General features: G+C 60.8%; 13 protein-coding genes and 1 riboswitch. Of the genes, 5 read left to right on the top strand and 8 right to left on the bottom strand.

What is annotated here, in order from left to right:
* Positions 1–49: 49 nt before the first annotated feature.
* Complete coding sequence (locus tag VW35_RS19925; RefSeq protein WP_046144814.1) at positions 50–1054, bottom strand: thiamine ABC transporter substrate-binding protein; 1005 nt, start codon at positions 1052–1054, stop codon at positions 50–52.
* A gap of 68 nt (positions 1055–1122) precedes the next feature.
* Positions 1123–1224, bottom strand: a riboswitch (TPP riboswitch).
* A gap of 33 nt (positions 1225–1257) precedes the next feature.
* Here VW35_RS19925 and VW35_RS19920 point away from each other — a divergent pair.
* Positions 1258–1938, top strand: a complete 681-nt coding sequence (locus tag VW35_RS19920; protein ID WP_152662674.1) for a thiamine diphosphokinase — start codon at positions 1258–1260, stop codon at positions 1936–1938.
* A gap of 215 nt (positions 1939–2153) precedes the next feature.
* Here VW35_RS19920 and rpoH read toward each other — a convergent pair whose 3' ends face one another.
* Both rpoH and VW35_RS19910 read right to left on the bottom strand, forming a co-directional pair.
* Positions 2154–3023, bottom strand: a complete 870-nt coding sequence (rpoH, locus tag VW35_RS19915; RefSeq protein ID WP_046144812.1) for an RNA polymerase sigma factor RpoH — start codon at positions 3021–3023, stop codon at positions 2154–2156.
* A 239-nt stretch (positions 3024–3262) separates the two neighbouring features.
* The gene (locus VW35_RS19910; protein WP_046144811.1) at positions 3263–4291 is read right to left on the bottom strand and encodes an RluA family pseudouridine synthase; all 1029 of its coding nucleotides are present in this window, start codon (positions 4289–4291) and stop codon (positions 3263–3265) included.
* Here VW35_RS19910 and VW35_RS19905 point away from each other — a divergent pair.
* Positions 4290–4643 (top strand): DUF6476 family protein, encoded by a 354-nt coding sequence (locus tag VW35_RS19905; protein WP_046144810.1) that lies wholly within the window; start codon positions 4290–4292, stop codon positions 4641–4643. The two genes, VW35_RS19910 and VW35_RS19905, sit on opposite strands and share 2 nt — an antisense overlap.
* A gap of 12 nt (positions 4644–4655) precedes the next feature.
* On the opposite strand, the gene VW35_RS20830 is transcribed toward VW35_RS19905, so the two are convergent.
* Together VW35_RS20830 and VW35_RS19895 are read right to left on the bottom strand one after the other, a co-directional pair.
* The gene (locus tag VW35_RS20830) at positions 4656–5825 is read right to left on the bottom strand and encodes a coiled-coil domain-containing protein (RefSeq protein ID WP_152662673.1); all 1170 of its coding nucleotides are present in this window, start codon (positions 5823–5825) and stop codon (positions 4656–4658) included.
* A gap of 184 nt (positions 5826–6009) precedes the next feature.
* Positions 6010–6582, bottom strand: coding sequence for a DUF1134 domain-containing protein (locus VW35_RS19895; protein WP_046144809.1), 573 nt, complete (start codon positions 6580–6582; stop codon positions 6010–6012).
* Between the two features lie 127 nt (positions 6583–6709).
* Here VW35_RS19895 and VW35_RS19890 point away from each other — a divergent pair, with 127 nt between their 5' ends.
* From VW35_RS19890 to VW35_RS19880, 3 genes are all read left to right on the top strand, one after another.
* Complete coding sequence (locus VW35_RS19890) at positions 6710–7177, top strand: YHS domain-containing (seleno)protein (protein WP_052951892.1); 468 nt, start codon at positions 6710–6712, stop codon at positions 7175–7177.
* Between the two features lie 71 nt (positions 7178–7248).
* Complete coding sequence (gene chpT / locus VW35_RS19885; protein ID WP_046144808.1) at positions 7249–7956, top strand: histidine phosphotransferase ChpT; 708 nt, start codon at positions 7249–7251, stop codon at positions 7954–7956.
* Positions 7957–8028: 72 nt separating this feature from the next.
* Positions 8029–8403, top strand: coding sequence for a response regulator (locus VW35_RS19880; RefSeq protein ID WP_046144807.1), 375 nt, complete (start codon positions 8029–8031; stop codon positions 8401–8403).
* Here the strand turns inward: VW35_RS19880 and VW35_RS19875 are convergent.
* The 3 genes from VW35_RS19875 to ctrA form a co-directional block, all read right to left on the bottom strand.
* A complete protein-coding gene (locus VW35_RS19875; RefSeq protein ID WP_046144806.1) occupies positions 8400–9665 on the bottom strand; it encodes an RNA polymerase sigma factor in 1266 nt (421 codons plus the stop codon). The two genes, VW35_RS19880 and VW35_RS19875, sit on opposite strands and share 4 nt — an antisense overlap.
* An 81-nt stretch (positions 9666–9746) precedes the next feature.
* Complete coding sequence (locus tag VW35_RS19870) at positions 9747–10616, bottom strand: alpha/beta fold hydrolase (RefSeq protein ID WP_046144932.1); 870 nt, start codon at positions 10614–10616, stop codon at positions 9747–9749.
* Between the two features lie 159 nt (positions 10617–10775).
* Entirely contained in the window at positions 10776–11483 is a 708-nt protein-coding gene (ctrA, locus tag VW35_RS19865) for a response regulator transcription factor CtrA (RefSeq protein WP_035085763.1), read from the bottom strand.
* Positions 11484–11823 lie beyond the last annotated feature (340 nt).

Here is an 11823-nt window from a genome sequence, read left to right as displayed (position 1 = left end):
GCTGAGCGGGGGTGATGGTTCGCGCAAGTGCCGGAAGCTGGTCACGTCGTTACTGCACCGCCGCCAGCATTTCGTCGATCCAGGCTGAGGAATTGGCAAGAATATCCTCGTCACTGAGATGCAGCGTTTTCTCCGGCTGCGGCAGGCCTGCAAAGGCCGGGTCAAGATCGGCGCCGAGGTCTACCACTGGGAACATCCAGTTTGTCGTCGGAATGATCTTCTGGCCCTCAGATGAAGCGAACCAGGCAAGGAATTGCTTGGCCAGTTCCTGCTGATCGGAGGATTTCAGGACGCCCGCGACCTCGATCTGCGGGTAGTGTCCTTCCTCGAACAGCGCCGCCTTGATGGTCTCGTCACCCTCTTCCTTGATGTGGTAGGCGGGCGAGGTGGTGTAGGAGAGTGCCATGTCCGCTTCGCCATCAAGGAAGAGCGAGTAGCTCTCGCTCCATTCGCGCGTGACGGTGAGGATGTGCGGCTTGAGACCCGCCCAGATTTCGCTGGCGCGGTCGCCATAGGCGGCCTTGATCCAGAGAACGAGGCCAAGGCCAGGGGTTGCCGAGCGCGGATCCTGAATGACGATCTTGAAGTCGTCGGGCAGGGCGATCAGCTCTTCAAAGGACTTCGGCGGCGTCGTGGTCCTATCGGTGTCGTACATGAAGGCGAAGTGCGAATAATCGAACGGGACGAACTGTTGGTCCGTCCAGGCCTCGGGCAGCGCCAGATCATCGAGCGTCAGGCCATGGTCGGCGAAGAGGCCGGTTGCGCGGGCTTCGCCGGCGATGGCTGTGTCGAGGCCCACGATGAGGTCGGCTTCGGTTGTTGCGCCTTCGAGCTGGACGCGGCGCAGGGTACCGATCGAGGAATCGGCGGCGACCCAATTGAGCCTGCAGCCGCAGATCGGCTCGAACGCGGCCGAAAGTTGCGGGCCGGGGCCCCATTCGGCGGCAAAGCCGTCATAGGTGTAGATGGTGAGCGTGGGCATATCCTGCGCGTGGGCAGGAAGGGCAGACAATCCAAAAAGGACCGCAAGCGCCATGGAAATGGATTTGACCATCGGGTCATCCCTTCAACGGTTGCGGCCATGGGAGAAGGGGATGTGTCAATGGTGAGGACGCGAAAAGGCGACCTTGCCATCTCGAACTTCCTCCGCCAGCATGACCTGGTTCAGGTTCTATGGGTAACTCTCAGCTCCGGCTTGCATCCGGAACACCCCAGCGAGACGGGTCGGACCATATTGAGAGAAATGTGACAGTGCAAGTGACTTCAGAACGCAGCCCGGGTGCGCCCCCGCTTGTCTTCGCTCGCCCCATGGCCATTGTCGGTGGCGGCACGGTTGATACGGCGTTGCTGCGCGAACTGGCAGCGAAGGGCGTCGCTCTGGTCGGTGCCGATGGCGGGGCAGATACGATCGGGGCTGCAGGACTTTTGCCCGAGGCGATCATCGGCGACCTCGATTCGCTTGAAGATCGGGCCAGTTGGGAAAGCCGCACGCGGGTAATCCATATTCCCGAGCAAATCACCACCGATTTCCAAAAGGCGCTTTACTCGACCGAGGCGCCGGTAACGCTGGCTCTGGGCATGACCGGCAAGCGGCTCGATCATACGCTCGCGGCGCTCAGCGCCGTGCTACAATATGCGCCGAGCCGCAAGCTGATGCTGGTGGATGAGGTGGATGTAGCTCTGGCGGTAACCGGACCCATCGCGTTTGACGCTAGGGTCAAGGAGAGGGTGTCGATCCATCCGCTGGTGCCAATCCGGTTTCAACGCTCAAGCGGGCTGTTTTATCCGATGGATGGCTTGTTGCTGGAGCCGGGCGGGTTGATCGGAACGTCCAACGAGGGGACCGGGGGAAGGGTCGAGGTTGAGCCGGAGGATGGGACGCCGTGGCTGCTGATCCTGGGCAAGGAGCGGCTTTGGGATTTGGTGGGTGTGGCCTAGAGAGCCGTGGCTCCCGTCACCCCCTCCTAGCCTCCCCCATCAGAGGGGGAGGTGCTGCATCGAGTACGTGACTAGATTTTGCCAAATCCGCTGTCCCAGCACCTCCCCCTTGATGGGGGAGTTTGGGAGGGGGGTGCCACACGCCCAAATTTCAAAAACAAAAACTCCCGCGCTTCTTTGGAAACGCGGGAGCCGAATTATTTCAGTTCTAAGCCTTAGTGCGCGTGTGCGGCCTGCTGCACGGCTTCCTGGACCTTTTCGAACGCCCGGACTTCGATCTGCCGAATACGTTCGCGGCTGACGTCGTATTGTTGGGCCAGTTCTTCGAGCGTCGCGGGGTTGTCCTGCAGGCGGCGGGCCTGGAAGATGGCGCGTTCGCGTTCGTTGAGCACATCCATGGCTTGCGTCAGCATGCCCATGCGCTCACTGAACTCCTGGGTTTCGCCCAGGCTCGTTTCCTGATCCGGCGTGTCGTCGACCAGCCAGTCCTGCCATTCCGATGAACCCTCGTCCGCCCGCATGGGCGAGTTGAGTGAGGCGTCGCCCGAGAGGCGCGCGTTCATCGAAACGACGTCGTCTTCGGTGACGTTCAGCGTCGTCGCGATCTGCTTGATCTGGTCCGGATGCAGGCTGCCGTCGTCCAGGGCGGCGATCTGACCCTTTACCTTGCGCAGGTTAAAGAACAGCCGCTTCTGGGCGGCGGTGGTGCCGATCTTCACGAGGCTCCACGAGCGCAGCACATATTCCTGGATGGCAGCGCGAATCCACCACATGGCGTAGGTCGCGAGCCTGAAACCCTTTTCGGGTTCAAAGCGCTTGACCGCATGCATGAGGCCAACATTGCCCTCCGAAATGACTTCGGAGATCGGCAGGCCATAGCCACGATAGCCCATGGCGATCTTGGCGACGAGGCGCAGGTGGCTGGTGATCAGCTTCTGGGCCGCGCCTGGATCGGCATGTTCCTTGTAGCGCTTGGCGAGCATATATTCTTCATCCGGCTCCAACATTGGGAACTTCCGGATTTCCTGCAGATAGCGGCTAAGGCCGCCTTCCGAGGAGAGAACGGGCAAATTAGTCTGGGCCATGGACGCACCCCCTTTCTATCCCCCGCATCCCGCGGGCGGAAAAATCTCCCCCTGTCCATCCGGCACAAGGGCAGACGCCTGCCTAATATAGGTGGCAGTTTGGCAATTTTAAGAGGCAGAAACGTATCCGAACGTTACAATTTGGATAAGGTTCCCGCCGCCGGTGGCTCTTGCTAGAAATACGCGCTAGTGGGCCAGATGGTTCTATCACCGTTCGGTGAATCCAGTCTCGCAAAGTTCTATCGCGCAAAGGCCTTGTCATAGGGATCGAGCGCATCCTGCAGAGCCTGCAGGTCGTCGGGCATCTCGGCCTCGAACGTCATTTCTTCGCCGGTCACGGGATGCTCGAAGCCAAGCTCAGCGGCATGAAGGGCCTGGCGGCCCAAGGCGCGAACGCAGTTGGCAAGCTCTTCGGGCAGGCGGTTGAGCTTGGTGGCATAGCCCGAGGCATAGACCTGATCGGCGACTAGGGGATGGCCGATATGGGCCATATGCACGCGGATCTGGTGAGTGCGGCCGGTTTCAAGCTGGCACTCGATACGGGTGATGTCCCAGCCCTCATCGCCATAGCGCGCTTGGACGGCATAGTGGGTAATCGCCTCGCGCCCGTCCTTGCGCACGGCCTGCTTGAGGCGATTGCCGGGGTCGCGGCCGAGCGGCGCGTCGACTGTGCCAAGCGCGCCCTGCGTCGTGCCCCAGGCATAGGCAATATAGGCGCGATGGAGCGGGCCGGTTCGGCCGTGATCGGCGAACTGGGCGGAAAGATGCTTGTGCGCCTTTTCGGTCTTGGCTGCGACCATGACACCGGATGTGTCGCGATCGAGCCGGTGGACAATGCCCGGGCGCTTGACGCCGCCGATGCCCTTGAGGCTATCGCCGCAATGGAAGATCAGCGCATTGACAAGCGTGCCATTGGGCGAGCCAGGGGCAGGGTGCACCACCATGCCGACCGGCTTGTTGATGACGATGAGCTGGTCGTCCTCATAAAGAATATCGAGTGGGATATCCTCGGCCTGCGGCTCGGGATCTTCGGGGGGTGGGGCAAGAAGGACGATTGTCTCGCCCGCCTTGAGCCGGTAATTGGGTTCGGTGACGGTCTTGCCGTCGATGGTGACGGCGCCTTCAAGGATCAGGTCCTTGATGCGGCTGCGGCTCAGAACGGCGTGTTCCCTTGCGAGCACGGCATCGAGCCGCCCGCCGGCGTTGGCTTCATCGACCGCAAGCTCGATCGGCTCGCCCTCGAATTCTAGATCGGTATCGTCCGCCATGAGTGATCCTGACAAGTCCGGCAATACGCCCCACGCGGCGGAGACAGAACTCTCGCCCGAGGCCGTCGCCACTTTGGGAAAAGCACGCCGCTCGGCCGGTGTGGCCATGGGCATCATGTTGCTCGGCTTTATGGCGATTGGCGTCGCGGTTGTCTATCGCCTGATGCGCGATGCACCGCCGCCGACCATTGCGGCCAGTGTCAGCGTGCCGGCAGGGTCAGAGGTCGTCTCCGCGCTGAGTGTCGACGGCACAATCCAGGTGACTTACATAGCCGGCGGGGCAGTCATGCTGGCGCTGTTTGACGCTGAAACGGGCGAACTGCGGCAAACAACTGCCATCAGCGCCCAATAGCCAGTCCGTGCCTCAACGTCCCTGAATTTCGCGTAGGGCTGCTAACCGGTCCGACACGGAGCCGCGCCGGGCCGTCCCGCTAGGTGGCTCAAGCGTGCCCATGGACTCTCCATCGTCGGCAAAACGCTGCACGCGCTCGAAGAGGCTTTCTTCGGGGTTGTCGTTGAGCGGCGCGTCGTGATCAACTGCATAGACCAGCCGGCTGACGCTGGCGGCGATGTCATTGAGCTTTTCGCGCAAGTGCGCTTCTTCCAGTCGCTCGGTTTCCCAATCGGCCATGATCGAGGCTTCGACATTGCCGATCTTGCCACGCAGGCGCTCGACTTCTTCTTCGAGGCTGAGCTTGTCGGCAAGCAATTGTTCGGCGCGGCCCTCGCTCTCGGCGATCGCCTGATTGCTTTCGGCAAGAAGCGCATTGAGTCTGTTTTCGGCGCTCGCGATACGGGCCTCAGCCGTCACCAGAGCCTCGGCGTTGTCTTCATCTTTGGCATCGCGACGCGCCAGGGCGTCGCGCATCTGCGCTATGGCGGCCGTAGCATCGGCGGAGCGGCGATCGGAATTTTCAAGACGGTCGATGAGGCTGCGCGCTTGGTCCTCAAGGAAGCTCGCGCGCTTGCGCTCGATCGCGAGAGCTGCAGTCAAACGATCGACGTCCTGGTCGTAATCGCCGAGCAGATGCACGCCCTCGACGCTGGACGCCGGTAGGCCGCCGCGCATGTTAAGGCGCAGCTCTTCGAGTTCGCTCTGGCGCACTTCGACGTCGCGGTCGCGCATACGCAGACGCTGGGCGAGATCGGTGCCTTCCTTTTCGAGCTCGAGAATGCGCGCTCGCAGCTCGGTCTGCCGCGCTTCAAGCTCGGCGACGACCGCCATGTGCTGCTCGCGCTCAGCCTTGAGAGCGCCGAGATCGGTGCGCTTTTGGTTGACGTCGCTGAGCTGTTCGGCAAGGCGCTTGCGCAGCGTCTCGACGTTCATTTCGAGCCGGCGGGTGGAGAGGGCGAATTCGGCGCGCAACTGATCCTTGTCGGCGCGAAATTCGGAAAGGGTGATTGGCGTTGCCGCCTCGATGCGGCGCTTGGTAAGGCGCACGGCGCGTTTCCACACCGCCGGCATGATGATGAGCGCCACGAGACCGGCCACCATCAGGCCGAGGGCAAAATACATCATGTTTTCGATCAGCATCGCGCTTTCTCCAGCCGCGGTCCGCACACCGGCTGGCAAGCCGGTTGGGCGCATTCTGCATTTAGTCGGCAGGATCTACCCTTGGCCACCTTTGCCAAGGATTAACCCTAACGCGTTTGCGCAAAGGCGTCACGAAAAAGCCGGGGACGAGGCCCCGGCTGCCAGGACTTGTGATGGATGCCGATCAGAACGGGTTCCAGGTCGGTTCGCTCGTGAAATTGAGATAGCCGACATTGATGCCGAGCCGCGCGCCGACGCCGGAGCGGATGGGGACGATCACGACATTGCCGCGCTTGGTCACGGTCATGCCAAGGCCGCCGAGCACATAGGCAGACCCGTCGACACCTGGATATCGCCCGAGGATTTCCTGTATGTTCTGGAGATTATAGACCAGCATCATAACCTTCGAGCCATCGCCTCCGACGTCGAAGCCGATGCTCGGGCCCTGCCAGAAGATCGAGAACTCGCCGGCGTTGCGGGTATAGAGCTTGCCCTCGCCATACTTGGCGCCGACGAAGAGCGCGCCGCCGGCTTCCTCTCCCAGAATATATCCATTGGGCAGGCCGAACTGACCTACGGCCCGCTCGACGAGCGAAGCGAGCCCCTGCGCTGCTGAGCCGAAAAACTCCTGGCCGCTTTGGACGAGTTCGTCGCCGGAATAGGTGTCGCTCAGCGAGCCTTGGGCAAAGGCGGGAGCAGAAAGCGGTATGGCCAGGGCCAGCAGCAGCGCGCCAATCTTGGCTAGGCGTTTCAACATCGGTCCATCTCCCATGGCGGCTCAGCGTGGTTACGAAGACATTAAGGTCTTTGCGGCAAATTTGCCGTCGATGACGTGCCGGTTCCGGGTTTCAATCATGCAGCAAACCTCTAAACAAATCTTAACCATGTTCGCCGTCTTGCTGCCGCTTTTGGGTCTGGTTTCCGCCCATTTCACCATGAGCCAGGCGCAGTCGGTCGTCAGCTACATTACCACCGATCCGCTCACCGGCATTGCGATTGGCGGGATGGACCCGGTTTCATATTTCACCGAGCCGATGCCGCTCGAGGGCAAGCCGGACTATGAGTTTTACTGGATGGGCGCGCCCTGGCATTTCGCCAATGCCGCCAACCTTGAAATCTTCAAGCGGCACCCGGAAATCTACGCGCCCCAATATGGCGGCCATGGCGCGATGAGCATGGCCCGGGGCTTTGTATCTGATTCCGATCCGCGGCTTTACACCGTGTTCAAGGATCGGCTTTTTCTCTTTTATTCGGCCGCGAATCGCGAAGCGTTCCTGCTGTCGCCCGACGATGCCGCACGCCGCGGCGCTGCCAATTGGCCGGCGCTGTCCAAAAACCTGTCGACGCAGTAGTCCTCTGCGTCGCGCCCCACTATTGTTCCCAACACTGATTCCCCGCCCTGTCGGGGCCCAAGGAGATAGAGATGGATATCATTGAGCTCAAGGCAACAGACCTCGCGGCGATGCTGTGCTCTCGGGTCTGCCACGACCTCATCAATCCTATCGGGGCCATCGGCAATGGGCTCGAAGTGCTCGGCGATCCGAACCAGGCCGAAATGGCCGATGGTGCGCGCGACCTGATCGCCAGTGCCGCCAGGCAAAGCCGCGCCAAGCTCGAATTCGCCCGCCTCGCCTATGGCGCGTCCTCGACGGCTGGCACCGACATCGATACGCGCGAGTGCGAGCGCGTTGCCCGGATTTTGTTCGATATCGAGAAGGCCGATCTTGATTGGCAGGTGCCGCTTATCCTTCTGCCCAAGCACAAGGCGAAGCTGTTGATGAACATGCTGCTGATCGCGGCTGGTTCAGTGCCGCGCGGTGGCATGGTGACCGTCAAGGTTTCCGGTCCGGCGGGTGAAGAAAAGTTCGAGTTCCATTCCAAGAGCGATCCGGAAAAACGCCAGAAAACCCTGGTTCCCTCGGGTTCTGCCGGGCTTTTGTCGGGCATGCCGGAGGAGGGTTCGGTCGATGCGCGTGGCATCCAGCCCTTTTACACCGGGCTTCTCGCGCGTATGACGGATATGGAGCTCGATATCGGGCTTGAGAACGATACGTTCTTCTTCACGGCAGTTCCGAAGGCCAAAGAGGCTGCTGCCGATGATGAACAGCCGGTTGAAACAGTCAGTGAATAGTTGCCGTTTCGATAACCTTTCCAACACCACTTGGCTGGCATAGTCCGGGAATAGCACTCCCGGAGGCCTAGCGTGCCCACCTGTCTTATCGTCGACGATTCCAGCGTGGTGCGAAAGGTGGCGCGCCGTATCCTCGAGGACCTCGACTATATGGTCGATGAAGCCGAGGACGGTCAGGAAGCCTTCGAGAAGTGCCGGGTGTCGATGCCCGACACGATCCTGCTCGATTGGAACATGCCGATCATGAGCGGGCTCGAATTCTTGAAACTGCTCCGCGCCTTCATCGGCGGCGAAAAGCCCTATATCGTTTATTGCACGGTCGAAAACGACATCGGCGCCATTGCTATGGCGCGCAAGGCTGGCGCGGACGACTATATGATGAAGCCGTTCGACCAGCAGATCCTTGAAGCCAAGTTCAATCTGACGCGCCTTGAGGCTGCGATCTAGGCCTCAACTTCCGCCGCGCGGGCAAGGAGATAGGTCCTTTCGCGCTCGTTGCGGGTCAGTGCCGCTGCCTTGCGAAAGTCGAGATTGGCCTCCGTGTGCCGCTCGAGTTTGCGCAAGAGATCGCCGCGCACCCCATAAAGCAGGTGATAGTTTTCGAGCGCGCCATCTTTTTGGATTGCGTCAACGAGCTTTAGTGCTTCTGCGGGACCCGCCGCCATCGATACGGCGACCGCGCGATTGAGCTCTACCACCGGCGAGGGCATGATGCTGGCGAGCACCGCGTAAAGCCCGGCGATCCGGTTCCAATCGGTATCCTCCGCGCGCCGCGCGCGCGCGTGGCACGCCGCAATCTGAGCCTGCAGCGCATAGGGTCCGTTCTGGCCGCCAAGGGCCGACAGCCTGTCGATGCTTGCCAGGCCACGCCGGATCATCAGCTGGTCCCAAAGCGCGCGGTTCTGGTCGGGCAGCAGGATCGGTTCGCCCGTGGCATTGGTGCGGGCATTGGCGCGGCTATGCTGGATTTCCATCAGCGCCAAAAGCCCATGCACTTCCGGCTCTTCCGGCATCAGGCTGGCGAGAATGCGTCCCATCCGCATGGCTTCTTCGCAAAGCTGAGGCCGCATCCAGTCCTCGCCCATCGTGGCGGAATAGCCTTCGTTGAAGATGAGGTAGAGAACGCCCAGCACCGAGGCGAGGCGTTCTGCCCGCTCCTTGCCGCGTGGCACTTCATAGGGAAGGCCGGCGTCGGCGATGGTGCGCTTGGCGCGCACGATGCGCTGGCCGATGGTCGCATCATTGGCAAGGAAAGCCCGGGCAATCTCCTCGGTAGTCAGGCCCCCGATAAGGCGCAGCGTCAGCGCCACGCGGCTTTCCGCTGGCAGGATCGGATGGCACGAGGTGAAGATCAAGCGCAAAAGATCGTCGCCAACATCGTCGTCCATGCTGTCGTGGATGGCCGTTTCGACGTCAGGCACATCGTCCTCCAGACTGCGCCCGACTTCCTCGAGCTTGCGGGACGCCATCTTGCGGTGGCGGAAGTAGTCGATCGCCTTGCGCTTGCCTGCCTGCATCAGCCAGGCACCGGGATTGCGTGGCACGCCGCTTTCAGGCCAGTGCTTGAGCGCCGCCATCAGCGCATCCTGTGCCAGTTCTTCGGCAAGCGAGATGTCGCGGACGACACGCGTCAGCCCGGCGATCAAGCGCGCCTGCTCCTGCCGCCACACGGTGGCGATGGCTTTGTCGGTTTCGCTGCGATTGCTCATCGGCTCCTCCAGATCCCCGGCAAGGGTGCCAGCGAAAAGACGCGAGGAAAAGGCCGGAACGCATGGCGCCGGCCCCCGCTGTCATTGGTCGAACATGCCCTTTGGCGCTTCACCCTTGAGGAAAGGCTCGATAATGCCCATGAGCAAATCCACCTGGCCGATGACTGCCGTATGCGAGCTCGCGGGGAGAATGGCGAGGCGCGAGGCACCAAGTGGCTTGCCCATATCGCCGGGTTCGCCGCCGCCGAGGAGGCGGAACATGCTGACGAGATGTTCGAGCGTCATCATGTCGGCGTCCCCTGCAATGATGAGCACCGGCATCTTGAGCTTCTCGACATCGTTGCCCCAGGCCATTGGCTCGTGTTCAAGCGCGATCAGGCGCTCGACGAAGGGCCGGAAGCCATCGGGATTGGGCGCCAGCTGCTTCCAGGCTTCCTCCATCGGCGTGCCGACGAACATGTCCGGCACCATGGTGGGGATCATTTCAAGGAACGCCGGCTGGGAGCCAGACATATCGTAGCTCACCGAAGCGGTGATCAGATGGTCGACCTTGTCGGGATGGTCGATGGCGAGGCGCAAGCCCGCCGCCGCGCCCATGGAGTAACCAAGGATATCAGCTTTTTCTAGCCCGACTTCGTCCATGAAGGCAGCGACGTCGCTGGCCAGGTTTGGATAGGTCACGGGCCGGTCGATGTCTTCGGTTCGCCCATGGCCCTGAAATTCGAGAGCGTAGACCTTATGCGTCTTGGCTAGGGTCGGAATGATATCGCCCATGGCGGGGATATTCATATAGGCACCATGCAGCACCACAATCGGTGCGCCTTCGCCGGAGACCTCGTAGTACATCCGCATGCCGTTGACCTCGGCATAGTCGCCTTTAGGCTCGGCCTGCGCCTGGGCGCCGATTGTCGTCATTACCAGGGTGGCGGCTATGGTCAGGGAACGCAGCATCGTCTTATCCATCGGTAGCGCGCTTGGTGAGGCGCTTTCGATGAGACGACGGATGAGCGTAGGCCCGGTCGACACAGTGCGCAGAATTTTTTCGGCGCAAAAGAAAAGCCCCGCTTCGGGCGGGGCTTTGAAGGACTGACGCTGATGCGTTGCGGACGCTTAGGCGACGTTCTCGCTGTAGACATCGGCCTCATCGGGCTCGCGCAGCACATAGCCGCGGCCCCAGACGGTCTCGATGTAGTTCTTGCCGCCGGTCGCAACGGAAAGCTTCTTGCGCAGCTTGCAGATGAACACGTCGATGATCTTGAGCTCGGGCTCGTCCATGCCACCATAGAGGTGGTTGAGGAACATTTCCTTTGTGAGGGTTGTGCCCTTGCGGAGCGAAAGCAGCTCCAGCATCTGGTATTCCTTGCCCGTCAGGTGAACGCGAGCGCCCTGGACTTCGACGGTCTTGGTGTCGAGGTTGACCATCAGGTCGCCCGTCGAAATGACCGACTGGGCATGGCCCTTGGAACGACGGACGATGGCGTGGATGCGGGCCACGAGTTCGTCTTTGTGGAAAGGTTTGGTCATGTAGTCGTCGGCACCGAAGCCGAGACCGCGAACCTTGTCCTCGATACCGGCCAGACCGGAAAGGATCAGGATCGGCGTCTGCACCTTGGCGACGCGCAGGGTCCGCAAAACCTCGTAGCCGCTCATGTCGGGCAGGTTAAGGTCAAGCAGAATAATATCGTAGTCGTAGAGCTTGCCGAGATCGACGCCTTCTTCACCGAGATCGGTGGTATAGACGTTGAAGCTTTCGGACTTGAGCATCAGTTCGATGCTCTGCGCCGTGGCGCTATCGTCCTCAATGAGGAGTACCCGCATTATATTCCCCTTGTCATTCGTTCCTGCTGGAACCTGCGTGGTGGGATGACAAGTCCGACCACCACGCTCCAACCCTACTGGATATGACTGAAGCCTAAGCTCAAATAGTTAACAAAGTTTAATTCGCTTCGGCAATACGCAAACGACGTTAGGGTCATTTAAGTTTAAGTCATTGAAAATGCAAATTAAAATGCGTGAAAATTTCTTAAGGTAACACGTTAAGAAGTGCCTATAGGCGATTCAAGAGACTCACGCATTGGTCACTCTTGAGGGTTTTTTGCGGCAAAACGAGGCCGCGTGGGCCAGCAGCCCAATCGCTCAGCCAATAGCGAAATTCGGT

This window comes from Devosia soli (genome assembly GCF_000970455.1).
Lineage (GTDB): Bacteria > Pseudomonadota > Alphaproteobacteria > Rhizobiales > Devosiaceae > Devosia > Devosia soli.
Note: the sequence above shows the minus strand (reverse complement) of the source record. Positions and strands in the feature narration are given on the sequence as shown.

Bases quoted from the DNA above. Each gene is read 5' to 3' on its own strand.
- VW35_RS19925 (WP_046144814.1), bottom strand. From the start codon at position 1,054: ATGGTCAAATCCATTTCCATGGCGCTTGCGGTCCTTTTTGGATTGTCT.
- rpoH (WP_046144812.1), bottom strand. From the start codon at position 3,023: ATGGCCCAGACTAATTTGCCCGTTCTCTCCTCGGAAGGCGGCCTTAGC.
- VW35_RS19905 (WP_046144810.1), top strand. From the start codon at position 4,290: ATGAGTGATCCTGACAAGTCCGGCAATACGCCCCACGCGGCGGAGACA.
- VW35_RS19910 (WP_046144811.1), bottom strand. From the start codon at position 4,291: ATGGCGGACGATACCGATCTAGAATTCGAGGGCGAGCCGATCGAGCTT.
- VW35_RS20830 (WP_152662673.1), bottom strand. From the start codon at position 5,825: ATGCTGATCGAAAACATGATGTATTTTGCCCTCGGCCTGATGGTGGCC.
- VW35_RS19895 (WP_046144809.1), bottom strand. From the start codon at position 6,582: ATGTTGAAACGCCTAGCCAAGATTGGCGCGCTGCTGCTGGCCCTGGCC.
- VW35_RS19890 (WP_052951892.1), top strand. From the start codon at position 6,710: ATGTTCGCCGTCTTGCTGCCGCTTTTGGGTCTGGTTTCCGCCCATTTC.
- chpT (WP_046144808.1), top strand. From the start codon at position 7,249: ATGGATATCATTGAGCTCAAGGCAACAGACCTCGCGGCGATGCTGTGC.
- VW35_RS19875 (WP_046144806.1), bottom strand. From the start codon at position 9,665: ATGAGCAATCGCAGCGAAACCGACAAAGCCATCGCCACCGTGTGGCGG.
- VW35_RS19870 (WP_046144932.1), bottom strand. From the start codon at position 10,616: ATGCTGCGTTCCCTGACCATAGCCGCCACCCTGGTAATGACGACAATC.
- ctrA (WP_035085763.1), bottom strand. From the start codon at position 11,483: ATGCGGGTACTCCTCATTGAGGACGATAGCGCCACGGCGCAGAGCATC.